Consider the following 20,803-nt stretch of genomic DNA (forward strand, 5'->3'; position numbering starts at 1 on the left):
CACACTTCTGCTTATTGACCCAAGCACCAAAACTCTAAGGCGTCGAATTTGGTTTTGATACGGTTTAGTCATGAGCCAGACGCGTCCGCACAACATTGGCATCGTACTTTTTGATGGGTTCGAGTTACTCGATGTTTTTGGCCCCGCAGAAGTACTCGCAAATACACCAGGCCTTGAAGTCAACTATCTGTCAAAACATGACAGTCCGGTAAGCAGCGCTCAAGGGGTACGCATAGTTCCGACAATGCGTTTTGAAACTTTCTCTGGAGATACTCTGCTTGTACCAGGAGGACGCGGTACACGCTCACTTGTTCAAGATCCAGAATTCCTCCGCCAGCTAGCTGCCCTTGCAGGCTCGGCGGACATCATCACTTCAGTTTGTACTGGGTCGGCGCTACTCGCCGCCGCAGGCTTATTAGAAAACCACAGCGCTACCACAAATAAGAACGCGTTCGACTGGGTTAGAACGCACGGCCAGAAAATTGAATGGAAAAAGCAAGCTCGATGGGTCCACGACGGCAATCTCTGGACATCATCCGGTGTGGCGGCAGGAATTGATATGGCGGTGGCATTCATTGCTCACTTCTTCGGTGAAGAAACAGCATCCTCTGTCACCAATCATATTGAGCTCATCGTCAACAGCAATCCCGATAACGATCCGTTTGCTGTCTGATTTCATTCGGTCCAAGCATGCAGAAGCGGTACACCTTGGTTCCCTCATATCAATAAATAGTTATTTTATGATCCCTAAAAATCGCTTATCTGCATTCGCCCCCATTAAGGGTAAATCTTCAGATCTAGCTAGAAATACCTTATAAACAGTATTATACGTTTTAGGTAAGCCTTACTTTCCTTACTGTTCATGAATCGAGGTTTACCATGACCCAACAGTCCTCTACGCCCGCACGGAATACAAGCTCATCCAGTGGGTCGACGACACGTTTAAACACTAGAGATCTCATCAACGCTGGCATCTTTGCTGCACTTTACTTTGTAATCACTTTTGTAACCGGGATGGTTGGATTCGCAGGACCACAATTCATGTTCATTGGCTGGTTCATCGCGGCAATCGCAAATGGAATCGTGCTAGCGCTTTATGCCGCCCGCACGCCCAAAATGGGCGCTTTCACCCTTGTCGGCGGTATTAACGGATTAGCATTCATGCTCACCGGGCACTACTTCTGGACCTTGCTGGGAAGCATAATTCTTGGGTTTATCGCGGATTTGATTATCACAAAAAGCCACCTCGGGATTGCCAAGTCCTTCCCTATTGCCTATGGCGTCTTCTGTGCCTGGGTTTCTTTGCCTTTTATCCCGCTGATTATGGATACGGACTCATACTACGTCGATATCGCAGACCAAATGGGCCAAGAATACGCCGATGCTATGTCGGATATCTTCCAGCCATGGACCATTGGAGTACTGGCCATTTGTGCGCTCATCGTCGGCTTTATCGGAGGAAAGGTCGGAGTTCGCGTCAGCCGCAAACACTTTGAAAGCGCTGGTCTCCTGTGAGCCTGCAGAAACAGGGCGTGCTTCGTCGAGCTTCGATCGATCCACGGACCGTGCTGCTTTCTGTTCTAGTAATCAATGCGGTAGCTCTCAGCCACGGCCACCTACCGACACTGCTGATTTCTATCGCTTTCAGCTCCATCGCACTAGCTACAGTAAAGCCACACTATGGTCTTATTTGCCTGTGCGCTTTTGCATTATCCTATCTAGGGTATTTGGGCCTATTACAGCTTCCTGGATCCACATTTTTCGCTTTTTCGGCGGCAATTTTTTCGTGGCTAAGCCGTTTTGTCATCAGCATGTCCATCGGCGCATTCGGCTTGCTCACTCTCACACCATCCACGTTGACCTCAGCACTGCGGGACCTGCGTTTACCAGGCTGGGCCACCATTCCACCGGCGGTATTCCTGCGCGTTTTGCCGATCATCGTGACAGAAGCCAAAGCCATCCGCGATGCCATGGTCCTTCGGGGTCTCCAACCTGGAGCGAAAAGCTGGTTCACACAGCCCACACAATCGTCCGCGATGCTGATCATCCCCTTGTTAGGCGCCGTCGTCCGCGCTGGTGATGAGCTCGCTGCCTCTGCTCTTGTCCGCGGATTGGGAGGACCCACACGCCCAACCACCACCGCCAACCTTTCCTTCAAGCTTGTCGATGCCACTGCAATAGCTGGGTTGGGCCTCGTTGTTGCCTCTGCCTGGCTTCCCACGGAGGTCCGCTTATGAACGAACGCAGTATCGCAACCAGTGTAAACGCCCACAATGTTTCCTTTACATATCCATTGGGCGCTCGGCCAGGCATTCAAGGTGTATCTGATGTGTCTTTTTCTGTCTCTCCAGGACAGTGCCTACTGATTACCGGTGATTCCGGATCGGGAAAGTCCACGGTACTCAAGTTGATCAACGGACTCATCCCCCATTTCAATCCAGGAGAGCTACTAGGCACCATCACTATTACAAAGGATGACCAGGCTTTTAGCCCTGCGGAAGAACCGCTCTCCCGCGCCATCGAGTTCAGCGCCTCAGTATTCCAGAATCCACGGACGCAGTTTTTCACTGAAAGCGTCAATGCGGAATTAGCCTTCGGGCTAGAAAACCTTGGTATGGATCCCGCAGAAATTGAATCTAGGATTCAATCAGCGGTCGAGCTACTAGGCATTAACGAGCTTCGGGGCCGGCGATTCAAAGAATTATCCGGTGGACAGTTACAAACCGTGGCATGCGCATGCGCGCTTGTGTCCCCGGGCAGTCTCGTGCTTCTCGATGAACCCACGTCCAACCTCTCCATGGAAAGCATCAAGATTCTCGCACGCGTACTAGACCGCTTGAAGGAATTAGGCACAACGATCATTATCGCTGATCATCGCCTCTTTTTCTTAAAAGATATCGCTGACCAAGTTATTTACTTGACTCAGGGAAAAATAACGCGGAGTTTCCACGCGCAAGAGTTTTATGCCTTAGACGAACCCGAACGCAAACAATTGGGGCTACGCAGCTTACACCACGTTCCCCTGCCCGCGAGCGTGCCGGTACCACCCACGCCCGAAAACGCCGATCCCCAGCGGAGCGGACTCGAGTTAAGCAATATCCGTTTTTCTTATGGCACGCATGAGGTGCTCAACATTGACCACGCATTTTTCTTCAGCGGCGAAGTCACCGCCTTAATCGGGCCCAACGGGGTTGGCAAAACCACCCTCGCCAGGATCATTTGTGGTCTTGCTGCTCCCAAACGCGGCGGTAGTCTCCGTTTGAACAGCAAACGCGTAGGAGCGGCTGCCCGCAGACGTACCGCGTACATGGTGATGCAGGACGTTGGCCGCCAGCTATTCGCTGCTACCACCGAAGAAGAGGTCACGCTCGGACTGGCAAAAAAGAAGCGGGACCACATCGATGTCAACGAGATTCTCCATCGCCTCGATCTGGAAGAGATGGCCCAACGGCATCCGCAGTCTCTGTCCGGTGGGCAACGGCAACGTTTAGCCATAGCTTCAGCCCAAGCCGAGCAAGCAGAGGTATACATCTTCGATGAACCTACCTCTGGGGTGGGCTGGCGCCAACTGCAATCCATCTCTGCGCTGCTTCGCTCTCTTGCAGCAAGCGGCGCAGTGGTCATCGTTATCACCCATGACCACGAATTCATCCAAGAATCAGTCACCAGAATCATCGATATGACTGACATCAACAAGAATTGAGAAAGAAATGTCTGAGATAAAACAAAGTTCCACAGAATCAAGCGGAACCCACGCACCAGAATCACACGGTGCGTCACCGGAAGAAGAGGCTCGCGCAAAACAGAAAGCCGGCCAGGTCGCTCTAAAAAAGCTACTGGCCCCAGTGCAAACAACCATCTACTTCGCACAGTTTCTCGCGCTTATATCCTCGGTACTCGCCGTAGCACCCTACGTCGCGTTGGTGGCACTGGGAAATGCTCTAATCGAAGGCAATACTGATGACGTCGCGTCCATTGTGAAATGGCTACTTGCTGCATTTTTGGGCCAGCTATTCTTCTATTTCCTTGCCCTTACAATCACCCACTTCGCTGATGCAAAGCTGGTGGGGATTAACCGGCGCCGAATTATTACCGCTATTGCGAAAGCACCACTCTCGTGGTTTAGCCAGACTAATTCCGGCAAAGTCCGCAAAGCTGTCGAGGACGATACGTTAACGCTGCACACCCTGACAGCCCACGCTCCTGTAGATCAAGTTGCCGCGATCTTTACGCCTCTTGCGCTTCTGGTTTATGCCTTTATCTTGGATTGGCGCCTTGGCCTACTTTCTATTGCCACTGTGCCCATTTTCCTAGCAATCCAGGCGTATTCAATGAAAGATATGGGCACAAAAACTGCGGAAATGGATAATTATCTAGGTGAGGTCTCTGCGACTGCGGTGGAGTTCTCCGAAGGTATTTCCGTCGTCAAGGCTTTTGGAACCGTTGGCAAAGCCCACGCTCGGTACCGCGAAGCTGCTAAACAATTCGCTGACTTCTATTACGAGTGGGTACGTCCGCTTCTTCGCGTTAGCGCAATTTCAGAATCCGTGGTGGCGGTTCCCGTGCTCATCCTTATCAATGTAGGAGTCGGTTCTCTGCTAATAGCCGGTGGCTATGTCACGGTTGCTGAAGTCATCGCAACAACGTTAATTGCGCTGGTGATCCCAGGCACAATTCAAACCGTCGGCCAAATGATGTGGTCTTACCAGCTCGCTGGCAATGCAGCGTTGCGCCTTGATGAAGTCATGACAATTTCCCACGTGAAAGAAGGCTCAAAGAGCCTCGATGCCAGTAGTCAAGACATGGAAGTGGAGTACCACAATGTCAGCTTTAGTTACGGCCCAGACGCACCAGTCCTCCAAGACTTTTCTGCGCAATTAAACGCAGGCACTGTCACGGCATTGATTGGCCCCTCCGGGTCTGGCAAATCCACAGCAGCAACGATGCTGGCGCGTTTCCAGGATCCAGATTCGGGCACAATCACTATCAATAACGTGGATATCCGTGATCTCACTTTCGACAGTTTGTACCGCACTGTGGCTTTCGTCTTACAAGATCCCCATTTACTGCGCATGAGTATTCGGGAAAACATTCGCCTTGCACGCCCAGAAGCTCGCGATGAAGAGATCTGGCAAGCAGCAGAGGCCGCGCACATAGCTGCTGATATTCGCGCTTTACCGGCTGGGATCGACACCGTTGTTGGTGAGGACACCTCTTTATCCGGTGGACAACAGCAACGCATTTCTATTGCCCGGGCAATTATTACCAATGCTCCAATCTTGATCCTGGATGAAGCTACTGCGGCAACGGATCCTGACTGCGAAGCAGAAATTCAAGCGGCTCTGGCCACACTCGTTAGAGGCAAGACCGTCTTGGTCATCGCCCACAAACCGGAGTCAATCCAAGGCGCAGACCAAATAATCCGCCTCGAGCCTGTGAAGGATAATTCTCATGTCTAATGCCACCACACCTGCTAGTTCGCGTCTTCGTGATCCGCTACTCACTCGCAGTGTCAAAAAGCTGCAAAGTCCTGTAGGCCATAAGCTCAATAAAAGGCATGCTTGTCTATCGCTTATCGTTGGCGTGCTTGACGGCCTCGCCGTTCTCACGCTCGTGCCACTTACAAAGGCACTCGATGGGGATACGACGATCGCACCATGGATGTGGACGCTTTTGGCAATTGCGCTCGTAGCTTTTGCGCTACGCTTTTTCGCAACCATGGCCTCTTACCACACGGCTTTGGATTTCATCCGAACCGCGCACACGACTGTGGGCGATAAATTAGCAACGCTACCGCTCGGCTGGTTCGTACCGGCTAATACCGGCGGCCTATCTCGCCTCGTCTCAGATCGCTTTATGGCGGCGGCCGAGACCATTGCGCACATTCAAGGCACGATATACCGCGATAGCGCGGCACTTGTCACCTTGTTAGTAGGAGCGTGTTTCTGGAATCCGCGGTTGGGATTGGTCTTTCTAATCATCGCACCAGTGGCGCTGGCGGTGATGCAGTTGGCTGCGAGGATTCGTGAGAAAGCATCGAACCGCGCACTCGGGCCGAGTAAAGAGCTCTCCCAGCGCATCGTAGAATTTGCTAACCGTCAGCCGGCCTTGCGCGCGGCGGGAAAATCACAAGGGTTTGCGCCACTTGAGCAAGCACTAGAAATCGATCATAAAGCACGGATACGCGAGCTATGGGTATCCACATTAGCTTTGCTACTCAACGGCGTAGTAGTGCAGATTTTCATCGTGGCTCTCATTATGGTCTCCGCGGATCTTGCCGTTGAAGGCGCCCTATCGCCACTAGAAACAATTGCGATCATCGGAATCAGCTTGAGGTTTACCCGCACGCTTGAGCAGCTGGGCTCTTCTTTCGTCGGTTTAGACGTCGGCCGTATCGCACTCGCAGAAACCGAGCTCATCACCGATGCCCCTTCCCTGCCAGAACCCACTACTCCGCGCACAGGAGACGGTTCGGGCAGTGTTGAGCTGCGCAATGTCACGTTTGGATACGGAGATAAGCCGGTATTGGTCGATGTCGCCTTCCACGCCCAACCGGGCACCGTTACCGCCATTGTCGGTCCTTCTGGCTCCGGAAAGACCACAATTGCGCGCCTTATTTCGCGATTCTGGGATGTAGATTCCGGGGCGGTGATGGTTGACGGCGTAGATATCCGCGACCTTGGAAGCGAACAGCTAATGTCCAGATTATCCATGGTCTTTCAGGACGTCTATCTCTTCGATGATTCGCTGATGGCAAATATCCGCGTTGGTCGTCCCGATGCCTCCGATGAGGAAGTCTTCCGCGCAGCTGCTCTTTCAGGCGTGACGTCTATTGCCAACCGGCTAGGGTGGCACACTCCGGTTGGTGAAGGAGGACGGCTTCTGTCCGGTGGTGAACGCCAGCGCGTATCTGTTGCTCGCGCGCTGCTCAAACAAGCGCCGATTGTCCTCTTTGATGAAGCAACTTCCGCGCTCGATGCAGAAAATGAGGCAAATATCCTTGCCGCAATGGACGAGCTACGGGAGAAGTCTACTTTTATCGTCATCGCCCATAAGCTGGATACAATCAAATCTGCTGATCAAATCGTAGTCTTGGATGAACACGGGCATGTCAGCCAACTTGGTACCCACGCTGAGCTTTCCGATGTCCCCGGTATCTACCGTCACTTCTGGCAGCAACGCAAAGCAGCACGCGGGTGGAAAATCAGTTCGGGACGCGATTAACGCGAGCACCGAGATCGGCATCGCTTGCGGCGGCACCCTTCTCCCCCGCAGCACGGCGCACCCGAAGTGCACCAACAAAGCTCAGCGCGAGGAACGCGGTGGCGGCGACGAGCGACCACTGCGCGGCGATGATCCAACCATTCGTATCCGGCCCCATAAGCGGGACGAGGATAAGGACGCCGACGGCTTCCAAGCCGAGCCCGATGAGCACGTTGCCAGGCGCCCCGTACCGTGCCGCGACGCGGCGGGCTGCCGCACCGGAGAAGGATGCACCGATTGCCATGTCTGAGAGCGCGAAGCCCACGGCCGAAATCGCCAGCGCCACCGGTACCGGTGAGATGGGCGCGTTTTCTGACCACGTTCAGCTGAAGATGCTGAATGAGGATTGGGATTCCCACCAGCCTAGATCAGGGCCCTCGATAATCGCGAATACCAGGACACCCATTCCGTCAGTGCACCACCGGCAAGCGGCCCGACCGCTGCAGGCCCGGAAATCACCGCGCCCCACACGCCAAAGGCTGCTGCGCGGTATTTGCCGCGGAATACGGCATTAACCGTGGAAAGTGTGGACGGTATGATGAACGCGGCGCCGATTGCCTGCACGGCTCGCGCGGAGATCAGCGTGGCGGCGGAGGTAGAAAATCCCGCCAATACGCTGCCAGCCACGAATATCGTGAAGCCGGCGAGGAAGGCACGCTTGCGTCCCCAGGTATCCGCAATCTTGCCCGTCGCAGCAGCAGCGCCGCCAGTAGCACGGCATAGAGGCTGCTGACCCACTGCGCCTGCGTCAGGTTAAACTGCAGGTCAGTGATGATCCACGGCAATGCCACGCCGACGATCGTGCCATCAAGGACAATGACACCCAGTCCGACGGAAAGGACCGCTAGGTTAATCCAATCGCAGCGAGTAGGTACCGTGACGTTTTCTTGTGCGTTGTACTAGCTAATTGTTAGGCGTTCACCGAAGCTTTGGTGCTGCCCTCATCTGGTTCCTTGATCGCCCGGCCCAAATTCACGAGGAAGACCGTCAGCCCCACCGTGATGAAGATGTGGCCCAAACCAGCGATACCCGAAATCATCTCATTGGATTCCTTGCCCAGCACCGTCAATATGCCGTGCGAAATTTGCATGCCGACGGTTAGCACAACGCCCACGTTGTACAGCCAGAAAAATGAGTTGAATAGCTGGCGGTACCGCGACAGTGCGAAGACCTTTTCCAGCGCCAAGAAAATGAGGAACAGCATAAAGCCTAATGCCAGCAAGTGAGTGTGAGCCACGCTTAGCTGCGTATATTCGCCTTCCGGGAAATCTTGTAGCTTCGTAAACTCCCGATAAAACAAACCGGCGACCAAGCCCAAGACGAGATAGAAAATCGCTGCCCTATACAAAGCCTTCATGTCATTACTCCTTCCTAGTCATCACCGTGACTGGATAGCCGAGGGGACCAAGTTCTCTAAATACATATCTTGCCCTGACTTCTCTGGCTTTGAATCGCAGGGGCGGTTGAACCTTGAATCAACCAGTAGGTTGATTGGAGGCGCTTAACGTCGTGTCCTCTGCATTCCCGCAAGGAGTGTGGCCCCGAAAACTAGCGGTTCTAGCGCTCGGCTTTTACATTTTTCTTTTCAAATACAGGATCGGAACGGGCCGGCGCAAGGATCACTAGTACGGTTGCGATGCCCACTAAAAGCAATGGAACCACAGCATTGCCTGATTGCTGCCCAGAATCGGCAGCATCAATTCCGGTGCTAATTAAAATAGGCGCTGCGATAACCAAAACCACGCCGACGAATCCGATAGCCAACGATAACTGCAATTTCTGATTCATCGCTCATCCTCATTTTTTCGACGCCGCCCGGAAGCATAATCCGCCAAGGATAGAACGACTCCTATGAGCAAAATTGTGACCACTAGAATCAGTGCCCAGTGATGATCATTAAACAGAAACCCGAGCACGATGGCTATCAAGGCGGAGACGCCGAATGGCCGGAAATGCCTCCACAAGCTTCTCATGGTTCTCAGGCTACCTCCGCTTCCAGTCAAAATGCATGTGCAAGCTCAAGCTAAGGAGCTGGCGTCTCCTCTCACAAAGTTCGCCATTCGCTTTACCCAAGGCATTAAGTTTATCTCCTTGAATAACGAGCCCACTAGCATTCTAATTTGATTGCCGTGCTGCTAATCAAAAGAAGCCTTACGTACTAGAGATTCGCCATCACATTCCTGATTTAAAACTTAACGTAATAAGTTTCCACTTCGGAAATTGTTCTGGGAAAACTACTACTTGCGAAACGTCGACCTTATTTTCTTCTTCTAGAGATATCTGCTTACTTACTTTCCGCGTATTCTTAACATGCTTATACGCGGCGTCCGCAGTTTGCCCTGGAGCAAAGTAAGACGTTCCTACGATTATTTCCCCATACCGCGGTATATAGAAACTTCCATTTCCACCTCTAAAACCATCGGGGCGGAAGAAACCCTCTCCATTTCCAATTTCCCAGGCTCCTGCTAGTAGCACGGCACGGAATCGATTATTTCTGATTACGGCGCGCTGTGGGCCGACATAAAAGAGCTCTAGAGTCGGCTTCCGCAAAGAACTAAAGAACCAAAGCGCAACTGCAACAACTATTCCGGAAAATATGCCTGTTACCACGTTCGAAAGAAAATTTAGAAACATCCCGTAAGTATATACAGCTAATAATAGCCTGAGCTCAGGCGCGTTCGTTGCTGGCCGCATTACCTCCTTTCGTCCCACTGTATTCTGTGGCCTAGCTTCCACCACTTCTTTGCTTCGGAGAACTAAGGTTACAAAGGTACTGCCCCACGCTTTGCTAGAAAGACCTCCCAGATTGAGCACCGCTAACCTCAACCAGTCTGTTGTCTGGAATACCGCTGATAAGTACCTTCGGTCCATCGTGGAACCCGAAGATTACGGCGACTACATCCTGCCGCTAACAGTTCTCCGTCGCCTCGAATGCATTCTGGCACCGACCAAAGACCAGGTGCTTGAGCTGGTCAGCTCATTGCACGCAGACGGGGTCAGTGAGGCCTATATGGACTGGGAAGTGCAGTCCCAGTTTGGGCTTTCTTTCTATAACTCTTCGCGGCTGGACCTCACTCGCATCGCTGAAACTGATGACCACGTCTACGACTCATTGATGGACTATGTGGGCGCATTCTCACAATCTGTCCGGGACATCTGGGATGCGTTCGACTTTTCAGTCAAAATGCGAACACTCGACCAAGCAGGCCGTTTGTGGCCAGTGGTCAAGCACTTCTCCACTATTGACATGTCTCTCGAAGCTCTTCCCGATGCACAGATGGGTGACCTTTTCGAGAACGTCATGTACCGCGCATTCAATACCAAAGGCAAAGCTGCAGGTGCATTCTATACCCCGCGCGATGCGATTCGTCTCATGGTAGACATTCTGTTCGCTTCCGATGACGCTGGGCTTACCTCTTCTGGCGCTTCACGTACCGTTTACGATCCCACCGCTGGTACGGGCGGTATGCTGCTGGTTGCAGCACGTGCGTTAAAAGAGCTTAATCCTGACATTGAAGTTAACCTCGCCGGCCAAGAACTCATGCCCACCGGCTACGCCATTGGCAAAGCTGACCTCCTTATTCAAGGCGGTGAGCCGGACGCGATTCGCCACGGTGACACTCTGCTGACCGACCTCTATGAGGGCGAGCAATTCGAGTACATCCTGTCCAACCCGCCGTTCGGCTCCGACTGGTCGGTGCAGCTGTCGTCAGTCAAGGAGCAGGCCAAGATACCTGGTTCCCGCTTTAGCCATGGCCTGCCCAATAAGGGTGACGGCCAGATGCTGTTCCTTGCCCATGTTGCTTCCAAGCTCATGCCTGCAGGCGAGAACGGTTCTGGGGGACGCGGCGCGGTGGTATCCAACGGCTCGCCACTGTTTACAGGTGGTCCAGGTTCAGGCCCTGATCAGATCCGCGCGTGGCTACTAGAGAATGACCTCGTGGACGCAATTATCCAGCTGCCCACCAACATGTTCTACGGCACCGGCATTTCCACCTACGTATGGATTCTTGACACAAACAAGGAAGACCACCGCAAGGGCTATATACAGCTTATTGATGCCTCCGAGTGCTGGTCTGTCCCGGATAAGGGATTAGGTGACAAGCGCCGCGAGATGCGCGAAGCCGACCGAAACAAAGTGCTGCAAACCTACAGCGCCTTCGCCGATAGTGATATGTCCAAAGTTCTCACGCCAGACGACTTGGGCTTCCGAGACGTTAAAGTCACCAAGCAGGCACGCCTTAGCGTGAAAGTCACCGACGAAACCATCGCAGAGGTTCTGGAGCACAGGCAGGCCGTTAACGAACACGCCGACGTAATGCGCGCGGTAGCTGGCACCTCCTACAACGAGCTGCCGGACGCCCTTAAAACCGCAGCCAAGGAATACGGCATTAAAATGCCCGCTACACTTATCGATGCCATTTCTAAAGTCATTGCCGTCAACGACCCAGACGCGGAACCAGCAGTAGACCGCAAGGGCAACCCTGTGCTCGACCCGTCGTTCACCATGACCGAACGCGTCCCACTCACCGAAGACATCAACGAGCACATGCAGCGCGAAGTGCTCCCATTCGCACCCGAGATTACCTGGGACGCAGACAAGGCCGTCACCGGCTACGAGATCCCGTTTAAGCGCGTGTTCTATAAGCCCGAACCCGTGCGCCCCCTAGCCGAAATCGACGCCGACGTAGCCGAAGTGATGGGCCGACTTATGGATAAGTTCGGACAGGTGAGGAAGTAATGCGACTACAAGTAGCGATCACAGAAACCAATGAGCGATTAGGAATATCTCCCTCCTCTCCAGTCACTAAATACAGCGTAAGTCAGCGATTCGGAGTTATCCCCTCTTCGGAACTGGAAAACCGAACAATGCAAGCGAAGTCACTGGAAAATTATAAGATCGTCTCCCGAAATGATCTTGTCCTTAACCGCTTCAACGCTTATAAAGGAGCACTTGGGCTGGCTCCCGGCCACGGTGTAGTCAGTCCTGACTATTTTGTCGCTAAAGTAAATAATGAAGTTGCCGACCCGCAATTCATAAAATATTTTCTCCACGCACAGCCCTCTGCAGAAGTAATCAAAAGAGACATGGGCGGCATGGGAAGCGGGGATCCTGATTCATCGGCCTTTTCTCGTTTCGATGTACGCTCTCTAAAGTCAATGGAGATACCCATTGATGATCTGCCGACACAGCGAGCGATTGCTGGCTATCTCGACCGTGAGACCGTCGAGATCGACGATATGCGTGCCGACTTGGACGACATGGAACAGCTACTGGAGGAACGATGCCGAAACATTGCCAAAAGTGTCTTCTCTAATTTGCGGGAATCTGGGTGCAACTACCAGAAATTAGGTTATGTGGCTCAATTCCGTAATGGTCAAGACACCAAAGGAGTTGAGGACATGTCCGGGGATTATCCAGTTTATGGCTCTGGTGGCGTGTTCAAACGAGCAAATTCTTTTCTTTTTGATGGCCCATCGGTGCTCTTTGGTCGAAAAGGGACACTAGATAAACCCTTATTGGTCAATGGCAAGTTCTGGACAGTAGACACCATGTACTACACGGTTTTAAGCCGAGATGTTCTTCCATCATTTCTCCACAAATGGGCGACAACTATTCCCTTTGAGAAATACTCCACAGATACCGCGCTGCCGAGTATGACTTCTACAATCTTGAGTCAGCTCCGTATTCCAGTTCCGCCTCTTGCCAAACAGTGCCGTATCGCAGACGAGATCGACCGTGAGACCGCGGAGATTGACTCGATGTTGGAGGACATTAGAGAATTGCGGGATTTGCTTGCAGAGCGCCGTACAGCGGTTATTTCGGCGGCGGTGACCGGTCAGATTGATATTCCTGCCTCCCCTACTAGCAAGGACGAATCTCATGCCTAAACGTGACATCATGCGTGAAGAACGCTTTGAAGAAACTATCTGCGAATCCTTACAAGCTAACGGCTGGATTTATGAACCGGGCATGAAGGACACTGGCTGGGATGCACGGCTCGGCCTGTTTCCGGGTGACGTGCTGCACTGGCTGGAGACCCAGTACCCAGAGAACTACGCCAAGGCTGTGCCGCAGGACGCAACGGATACCACCCGCGAGAACGCGCAGCGTCTACTGCTGGAATACGTCGCCAATCGGCTAGAGTCCGCAACGCGTAAGGACGCACAAACCGGACGTATCCGGGGTGGTCTGTTGGGAACGCTGCGCGAGGGCTTTAAATACGCGCAGACCAATGCACGCTCGGCGACCTTTGGTTCTATGGTGGCATTCCCACCAGCCAATCCGCTGAGTGTGACTGCAGCCAAGCGTTCTCAGGAGAACCGCCTGCGCATTATCCGGCAGGTACATTTCGACGACGACAGCAATGAGACACTGGATCTCGTTGCTACGGTCAACGGCATTCCGGTTGCCACGTTCGAGCTAAAGACGGACAACACGCAGTCCGTAAAGAAGGCAATGAAGCAGTATCGCGAGGATCGTGTGCCGTCGAAGAACCGGCGCGTCCTGCTGCCAGGTCGCGCACTCGTTCACTTCGCGGTATCGAACGATGAGGCGTACATGACCACGGCGCTCAATGGCAGCGAAACTAGGTTCCTACCATTTAATCAGGGACATGACGGCGCAGGCGGCAACCCGCCAATTGCGGGCAAGTCTGCGACCTCTTATCTATGGGAGCAGGTACTGCAGCCACGGTTGTTGCTGCGTATCTTGAGCGACTTCGCCGTGTGGGAACCGGATAAGAAATCCAAACGCTGGGCCAACGGGACGTTGATTTTCCCACGTTTCCACCAGTTGCGCGCGGTGGAGCGAGTCACCACTGACGTGGCCGAACGCGGGGCTGGCGGGCGCTATTTGATTGAGCACTCGGCTGGCTCGGGTAAGACCAAAACGATCGCGTGGCTTGCCCACCGGCTCATTAGACAAGTGGCCGCGGATGGTACGAAGACGTTTGACTCGGTCATTGTCGTCACTGATCGCACCGCGCTCGATACCAATATCCGCCAGGACATGCAGGCATTGGCCGCATCACGTGGCCTGGTGGTCTCAGTGGGTGAAAACTCTGGTTCAAAGTCACCGCAACTGCACAAGGCACTGGTCGAGGGCGGACACATTATTACCTGCACGTTGCAGACGTTCCCGCACGTACTCTCCTTATTGGACAACAACCCAGAAATTCAAGGACGGAACTGGTGCGTTATTGCAGATGAAGCACACTCGTCCCAGACTGGCTCATCCGCGTCTGCGTTGCGCGAGTTGTTGTCCGACGTTGACGTAGATGAGGACGAAGAATACACCGCTGATGACCTGCTAGAGCTGCGCCAAGAAGCGGTGGCTAATGCGTCGAATATGACCTTTGTGGCTTTGACCGCCACGCCAAAGGCCAAGACGCTGCGCCTATTTGGTTCGCAGACCCAAGACGGTCATTACATAGCCTTTGATACCTATCCCATGGGTCAGGCGATTGCTGAGGGCTTCATTATGGACGTGCTAACCAACTACTCCACGTATTCCATGTGGGCCGAAGTTCGCGATGAATTAGGACGGACCGAAGAGGTAGACCAGTCTGCAGCGGTCACCGATATGGTGAGGTTTGTGCGCCTGCACCCGACCTCCATTGCCCAAAAAGTCGAGGTTGTTGTTGAGCATTATCGCCGTAACGTCGCGCATCACTTGGATGGGCAGGCGCGTGCCATGGTGGTAACTTCCTCTCGCAAAGCGGCGGTGCACTGGGCGCGCGAGATGAACCGCTATATCACCGAAAAGGGATACGGTTTCCACTCGCTCGTGGCGTTTTCTGACGCGGTGCGCATGGAAGATGAACCGGAGCCAGTCACCGAAGTAAGTCTCAATGGCGAGTCCGATGTGGAGCAAGCATTCAAGGACGACGATCTTTCCTACCGCGTGCTCATCGTGGCCAACAAATTCCAGACTGGGTTCAACGAGCCGCGCCTATGCGCCATGTATGTGGATAAGCACCTCTCCGGCGTAGCCACGGTACAAACCTTGTCGCGTCTAAATAGAATTCATCCGGATAAGCCCGCACCTATGGTGGTGGATTTTGTCAACGATCCGCAGCTGATCGTTGCCGATTTTCAGCGCTACTACCAAGGCGCATCCATCGATACCGACGTAGATCCGAACTCACTGCACACACTTGCAGACGAGCTAGATACCGCCGGCTACTATGACCCCGATGAAATGAATGCGGTGGCAGAAGCCTACATGGCTGGCGAGGACTCTGAACGTCTGCGCGGTGCGGCTGATGCGATCCTTAGCCGTTGGCGTGCAGACCGTAACTCCACCGATAAAGGCACTCTCGAGCACGCCAAGGATTTCAAGGCCCACGTGCTGAAATATCGCCACGCCTACGAGTTTTTATCCCAGATCATTGCTTATGCCGATGCTGACGTTTCGAAGCGCGCAATGCTGTGCAGCGTCCTAGAGCCGAATCTGCATATCACCGAACTGGATGACAGCGAAGACTTCCTCACCGGTGTCACACTGGCTGGCGTCGCAATTGCCCAGGGTGAAGTTGAAGAAGACCATAGCGTTAGCGGCAGCGAATCCGAGGCTTTGCAAGTGCCGGAGTTCACGGTCCGACTTGGCGAGCCGCAGACACCCCTGCGTAGTGCCTTTGATGAGGCAGTAGAAAAGGTCAACGATCTTTTCTCGCTCGCGGGAGTGGACGTTGACAGCGGTGATACTGCTCAGATGATCGTTGCTGCATGGGGTACGCTCTCGAGTCAGCCCGCGGCCGTGAAACTCGGCCAAGAAAACTCCAAGGAACAACTCAAGCGCTCTAAGCGGTTCAAGGCGGAAGCAACGCGGGCAATTTTTAGCGGCATCGAACAGCGCAAGCAGCGCGATGCTCTGGTGTCCAGTGATAAAAACGTGCTCGATAGCTTGGTGGATGCCTTGGCCAATATTATGGCCTCGGCAAAAGAAACAGGTCAGCTCGAAAGCTAAAGTCCCAGGGTATGCGCACCGCAGCAAATAGCCCCAGCCCTCCCCTCTTTGGAGGCCTGGGGCGTTGGTGCGCGGAACGCTTAAATAGCCTTCTCTCCACGCTCACCGGTGCGGACGCGGATGACGTCTTCGACGGGGGCTATCCAAATCTTTCCGTCGCCGATTTCGCCGGTGCAGGCGGCGTCGACGATGGCATCGACAATCGCTTCGGCGTCATCGTCTGCCACGATGAGCTCGATTTTGGCCTTGGGGACAAAGGAGGTGGCGAATTGGGCGCCGCGGTAGATTTCCTTGTTGCCGCGCTGCTGGCCAAAGCCTTCGATTTCGGTGACCGTCATGCCGGGCGAGCCGAGCTTTTGTAGTGCTTGCTGGATATCATCAAGCGTAAAGGGCTTGACCACGGCTGTTACGAGTTTCATTGTTGCTCCTAGGTATCGCTGGGCGTTTTAGTTACGGCTGGTGGTACCGCGCATCGCACGGCCGCCAATGTCGTAGCCGGTCTCACGGTGACCACCAAAGTCAATGCCGTCGGTTTCAATCTGGTCGGTCACGCGCCAGCCGATGGTCGCCTTCAAAATCACCGCGATGATGGCGGTAATGACTGCGGCAAAGATTACGGCGATAGCGGCGATGAGAATCTGTACGATTAGCAGCTTCCAACCTTCTACGCCGCCGCCGGTAAAGATGCCGCGGTCATTGGCAAAGAAGGCAACTGCCACGGTGCCCCACAGGCCGGCGACCAGGTGGACTCCCACGACATCGAGGGAGTCATCGAAGCCGAAGCGGAACTTCAGGCCCACGCCCAAACAACCCAGCATGCCGCCGAGGGCACCCATGATGAGCGAAGTGACCGGGTTCAGGTCGCCCGCGGCCGGAGTAATGGTGACAAGTCCTGCGACCACACCGGAGGCAGCACCCAGGGAGGTGCAGTAGTTATCGCGCAGCTTTTCCACGAGCAACCAGCCCAGGATTGCTGCAGCCGTAGCGGCGGTGGTGTTGACCCAGGCCAGGCCGGCGAGGCCATCGGCAGCGAAGGCGGAACCGCCGTTGAAACCGAACCAACCGAACCACAGCAGGCCGGCACCGAGCATGACCATGGGCAGGTTGTGGGGGCGCTGAACGCTCTTCGGGAAGCCTTGGCGCTTGCCCACAACAATCGCCAGAACCAGTGCTGCCGTACCGGCGGAAATGTGGACGACGGTACCACCGGCAAAGTCAATGGGTGCGACGAGCGCTTCCCCACCTTCGCTGCCAAAGATCCAGCTGGTGACGCTGCTTTCGCCCTCACCCAGGATGCCACCGCCCCAGACCATATGGGCCAGCGGGAAGTAGACAAAGGTTGCCCACAGGCCGCTGAAAATCATCCAGGTACCGAACTTCACACGTCCGGCGAGTGCACCGGAGATAATCGCGGTGGAAATAACGGCGAAGGTGAGCTGGAAGCCGATATCGATGATATTGGCGTAGCCTTCCGCACCTTCGAGGTATTCACCATTGGCATCAAAGATGGAGTCCTTCAGCCCGAAGAACTCAAAGGGGTTGGCAACGATGCCGCCCCAGGACTCCGTTCCGTAGCTCATTGACCAGCCCCAGAGGATGTAAATGATGCTGACTACCGCTAGTGAGCCGAAGGACATCAGCATCATATTGAGCACGCCGCGGCGCTCTGTCATGCCTCCGTAAAAAAGTGCCAGGGCTGGGGTCATGAGCAGCACGAGAGCCGCGCTCATGAGCATCCAGCTCGCATTGCCTGCGATCACCGAATCCATTATTTCTCCTTGTAGGGTTCCTTCATTGCTTTTCATAACGGTAGTACTACAGGTATCTAAATATCTATTGGACTATAGGTTAATCCCCCAATGTGGGGTTGCCGCACCCCTAACCCTCCTCACGTAATTAATTCACCGCACCGAGCAGACTTTGAGCAGCTCAGCGCCTGCGTACCACCCCTGGAAAGTGCACCGTTTGCACCCGCCTTCGGCCGGGCCTAATGTGCTTCCACGCTGGACTTTAAGTTTTCCACTATCGGACTTTAAGCCCACTCGTTTCAATTAAGCACCACCTACAAGGAACGCGTATATGTCCGACTCCCAATCCCCGTCCTCCACATCTATGGAAGAACGGTCGTCCCTTTCCCTAGCGCAGCAGGAAAAGCAGCTGCCCGCTGAAGTATCCAAAAAGCGCAGGTTTAGCGATGGCTGGAAGCTCCTCGTGTGCATCGTCATCGTGCTCGTCGGTGCCCTGGGCTCGTCCCTAGTGCAAACCGATGGCGGCAAGATTCAAGTCACTGACCTCAAAATCGCCGGCAAGCACGGCGCTACGGTCACCGCCGATCTCTTCCGGCCGAAGGACGCGACGCCAGAGAATAAAGCGCCGATGGTCATCGTCTCGCCAGGTTTCCAGCGCACCAAGGAAACCCAAGTCTCCAACTCACTGGAATTGGCCCGGCGCGGCTTTGTCACCTTGGTGGTTGACCCATACAACCAGGGCGAATCGAGCTCGCAACACCCGGACGATGGCGATACCGCCGTCGTAACCGCCATTGATTACGTCACTGACCACTTGGATACGTTTAATTACGTCGACGAGGATCGCATCGGCATTACCGGCCACTCCGCCGGTGGTACCGCGGTGCGCACCGCGGCCAATAAATACGGCAAGAAGGTCGATGATGCCCTCAAAGCTGCCAAGGATCCAGATAGCGAAGGCGGCACCACCATCACAGATGGCGAGCGCAAGCGCGCCGAGGACCTGGATAAGATCTCCGCGGTCTTTATCTCTGGCTGGCTCAAGAACTTAAACGATAAGAAGTTCGAGCACGTGCACTCCAATATGGCGCTGGGCTATGCCCGCTACGATGAAGGCGGTTACCGCAATATCAACGGCGATGGCGATCTGCGCGATGCGCCGGAGGCCCTGTCCATGGTCAACTCTGGGCTCAAGAAACAAGACCAGGTGGACCGCATTGAGATCGGCCGGGGCTACGGGGACATCGACAAGGGCACCTACCGCATTGCCTATAACGATGAAACGCTGCACCCGCTGCAGCCGCTTACCCCCAGTGCCATCGGCAGTATCCTCGAGTTCTTCGATGACACCCTGGATGCGCCGGTGAAGATGGATTCCGGCAACCAGACCTGGTGGCTCAAGGAGGTCTTTAACCTCCTGTCCCTCATCGGCGGCATTGCCATGCTCTTCCCGCTGACCCGCATGCTCTTGCGCACCCGCTACTTCGCCCCGGTGGCACAGGCTCTCCCGACGGTACCGAAGCGTCCGCGGGGCAAAGAGGCCGCGAAGTTCTGGGCGTTCTTCGTGCTTTCGGCGGCCATCGCATTCTTCACGTTCATGCCGCTGGCGAACCTTTCGCAGGACGTCTTCTACGATGCCGCGAATAAGGTCAGCACCTGGTTCTTCCCGGCGCGCATGGTCAACTCGGTGGTCTTGTGGGCCATCGTCAACGGCATCGTGGGGCTTATCTTGTTCTATATCACCCGGGATAAGTCCACCTATGCCCGCGGCGAGCGCGCCCGCGCGTGGGGCATCACGATGAGCTGGCGTACCTTCTGGCGCACGCTGCTGCTGGCCTTCATCTTGCTCTTCGTGTACTTCTCCGTGCTATCCATCGTGTATCTCGCCTTCCACAGCGATTACCGCTTCTTGGTCGTGGCCTCCCGCCCGCTAACGCTGCGCTGGTTCCTGGTGGCTCTCATGTACGTGCCAGCGATGTTCATCTTCTACCTGGCCAACTCCATTCGCGCCGGCGTGGGCACGCGCTATAGCGATACGCCCAAGTGGCAGACCTACCTCATTGCGGCGCTGGCTAACTCAGTCGGCTTGGCGATGATCTTCGTTATCCAATATTCCGTCTTCGCCGCCACCGGCACGGTGCACTGGACCGATGACTGGCTCTATGTGAATATGCTGCAGTCCATCTTGCCCATGATGATCCTGCTGCCCATCTTGAACAAGATGTTTTATGCCAATACCGGCCGCGTATGGCTCGGGCCCCTGGTTATCGCGCCCATCTTTATCACCATGTCCTTGGGCGGCAGCGTGGCCTATATCCCGAGCCTGGCTTAAGCTTTAAGCCATGAGTGAAATCACTAAGCAGTATTCCGTTGACCTTAACCGCGTCGAAAATTCGGTGTACCGCGCCACCAATGCGGACGGCGCCAGCATCGAGTTCGGCCGCGGGGAGGGCCTATTATCGCCGGTAGAGCTCCTGCTGGCCGCCGTCGCAGGGTGCACCGCGGTGGACGTGGATGTCGTAACCTCCCGGCGCACCGAGCCGGAGTCTTTCCAGGTGCGCGCGGAGGGCGACCGCGTGGATGAGGATGGCGCCTCGCGGCTTTCCGATGTCCGCGTCGCCTTCGACCTCGCCTTCCCCTCCACCCCGGAGGGCGATAAGGCCCGCGCGCTCGTGGATAACCTGATCCGCATTTCCCACGAGAAGGACTGCACGGTATCGCGCACCGTGGAACACACCACGAACGTGGAATTTAGCAACGTGTCAAAATAAACACGATTCCCCCACTATCTCCTGCTATGGTGCATTTGTTAACTATTGTG

18 protein-coding genes are annotated in these 20,803 nt (G+C 54.6%); 11 read left to right on the forward strand and 7 right to left on the reverse strand.

Annotated features, from left to right (window positions below; all coding sequences use genetic code 11):
• Positions 1-70: 70 nt before the first annotated feature.
• From QP908_RS05505 to QP908_RS05530, 6 genes are all read left to right on the forward strand, one after another.
• Complete coding sequence (locus tag QP908_RS05505; RefSeq protein ID WP_284771821.1) at positions 71-673, forward strand: DJ-1/PfpI family protein; 603 nt, start codon at positions 71-73, stop codon at positions 671-673.
• Positions 674-879: 206 nt separating this feature from the next.
• Positions 880-1,515 carry an MptD family putative ECF transporter S component gene (locus tag QP908_RS05510; protein ID WP_284771822.1) on the forward strand — a complete coding sequence of 212 codons (636 nt, stop codon included), beginning with the start codon at positions 880-882 and terminating at the stop codon, positions 1,513-1,515.
• Positions 1,516-1,565: 50 nt separating this feature from the next.
• Positions 1,566-2,237 (forward strand): energy-coupling factor transporter transmembrane component T family protein, encoded by a 672-nt coding sequence (locus tag QP908_RS05515; protein ID WP_284771849.1) that lies wholly within the window; start codon positions 1,566-1,568, stop codon positions 2,235-2,237.
• Entirely contained in the window at positions 2,234-3,703 is a 1,470-nt protein-coding gene (locus QP908_RS05520; RefSeq protein WP_284771823.1) for an ABC transporter ATP-binding protein, read from the forward strand. Before QP908_RS05515 ends, QP908_RS05520 begins: the two co-directional genes overlap by 4 nt.
• 7 nt (positions 3,704-3,710) lie before the next feature.
• The gene (locus tag QP908_RS05525; RefSeq protein WP_284771824.1) at positions 3,711-5,459 is read left to right on the forward strand and encodes an ABC transporter ATP-binding protein; all 1,749 of its coding nucleotides are present in this window, start codon (positions 3,711-3,713) and stop codon (positions 5,457-5,459) included.
• Entirely contained in the window at positions 5,452-7,224 is a 1,773-nt protein-coding gene (locus tag QP908_RS05530; protein WP_350338374.1) for an ABC transporter ATP-binding protein, read from the forward strand. Before QP908_RS05525 ends, QP908_RS05530 begins: the two co-directional genes overlap by 8 nt.
• Here the strand turns inward: QP908_RS05530 and QP908_RS05535 are convergent.
• The 5 genes from QP908_RS05535 to QP908_RS05555 form a co-directional block, all read right to left on the reverse strand.
• Entirely contained in the window at positions 7,205-7,507 is a 303-nt protein-coding gene (locus QP908_RS05535; protein ID WP_284771826.1) for a hypothetical protein, read from the reverse strand. The genes QP908_RS05530 and QP908_RS05535 overlap by 20 nt on opposite strands.
• Before the next feature lie 119 nt (positions 7,508-7,626).
• Positions 7,627-8,001, reverse strand: coding sequence for an MFS transporter (locus tag QP908_RS05540; protein ID WP_284771827.1), 375 nt, complete (start codon positions 7,999-8,001; stop codon positions 7,627-7,629).
• 172 nt (positions 8,002-8,173) lie between these two features.
• The gene (locus tag QP908_RS05545) at positions 8,174-8,620 is read right to left on the reverse strand and encodes a DUF2871 domain-containing protein (RefSeq protein ID WP_284771828.1); all 447 of its coding nucleotides are present in this window, start codon (positions 8,618-8,620) and stop codon (positions 8,174-8,176) included.
• A gap of 200 nt (positions 8,621-8,820) precedes the next feature.
• Positions 8,821-9,051: a hypothetical protein gene (locus QP908_RS05550; protein WP_284771829.1), complete on the reverse strand. Its 231-nt coding sequence runs from the start codon at positions 9,049-9,051 to the stop codon at positions 8,821-8,823.
• A 384-nt stretch (positions 9,052-9,435) separates the two neighbouring features.
• A complete protein-coding gene (locus tag QP908_RS05555; protein ID WP_284771830.1) occupies positions 9,436-9,957 on the reverse strand; it encodes a hypothetical protein in 522 nt (173 codons plus the stop codon).
• Positions 9,958-10,069: 112 nt separating this feature from the next.
• Between QP908_RS05555 and QP908_RS05560 the strand changes: the two genes are divergently transcribed.
• Genes QP908_RS05560 through QP908_RS05570 form a run of 3 tightly spaced genes read left to right on the forward strand, consistent with a single transcriptional unit; the run spans position 10,070 to position 16,234 of the window.
• On the forward strand, positions 10,070-12,004 hold the full coding sequence (locus tag QP908_RS05560; RefSeq protein ID WP_284771831.1) for a type I restriction-modification system subunit M: 1,935 nt from the start codon (positions 10,070-10,072) through the stop codon (positions 12,002-12,004).
• On the forward strand, positions 12,004-13,155 hold the full coding sequence (locus QP908_RS05565; protein ID WP_284771832.1) for a restriction endonuclease subunit S: 1,152 nt from the start codon (positions 12,004-12,006) through the stop codon (positions 13,153-13,155). Before QP908_RS05560 ends, QP908_RS05565 begins: the two co-directional genes overlap by 1 nt.
• On the forward strand, positions 13,148-16,234 hold the full coding sequence (locus tag QP908_RS05570) for a type I restriction endonuclease subunit R (protein WP_284771833.1): 3,087 nt from the start codon (positions 13,148-13,150) through the stop codon (positions 16,232-16,234). Before QP908_RS05565 ends, QP908_RS05570 begins: the two co-directional genes overlap by 8 nt.
• 80 nt (positions 16,235-16,314) lie before the next feature.
• Here the strand turns inward: QP908_RS05570 and QP908_RS05575 are convergent, their stop codons facing one another.
• Both QP908_RS05575 and QP908_RS05580 read right to left on the reverse strand, forming a co-directional pair.
• Positions 16,315-16,653, reverse strand: coding sequence for a P-II family nitrogen regulator (locus QP908_RS05575; RefSeq protein WP_023025886.1), 339 nt, complete (start codon positions 16,651-16,653; stop codon positions 16,315-16,317).
• Positions 16,654-16,680: 27 nt separating this feature from the next.
• Complete coding sequence (locus QP908_RS05580) at positions 16,681-18,003, reverse strand: ammonium transporter (protein ID WP_284771834.1); 1,323 nt, start codon at positions 18,001-18,003, stop codon at positions 16,681-16,683.
• A gap of 310 nt (positions 18,004-18,313) precedes the next feature.
• Between QP908_RS05580 and QP908_RS05585 the strand changes: the two genes are divergently transcribed.
• Both QP908_RS05585 and QP908_RS05590 read left to right on the forward strand, forming a co-directional pair.
• Positions 18,314-20,314, forward strand: a complete 2,001-nt coding sequence (locus QP908_RS05585) for a poly(ethylene terephthalate) hydrolase family protein (protein WP_284771835.1) — start codon at positions 18,314-18,316, stop codon at positions 20,312-20,314.
• 10 nt (positions 20,315-20,324) lie between these two features.
• Positions 20,325-20,753 carry an OsmC family protein gene (locus tag QP908_RS05590; RefSeq protein ID WP_284771836.1) on the forward strand — a complete coding sequence of 143 codons (429 nt, stop codon included), beginning with the start codon at positions 20,325-20,327 and terminating at the stop codon, positions 20,751-20,753.
• Positions 20,754-20,803 lie beyond the last annotated feature (50 nt).

Origin of the sequence: Corynebacterium sp. MSK204, assembly GCF_030229885.1 — a bacterium.
Taxonomy (GTDB): domain Bacteria; phylum Actinomycetota; class Actinomycetes; order Mycobacteriales; family Mycobacteriaceae; genus Corynebacterium.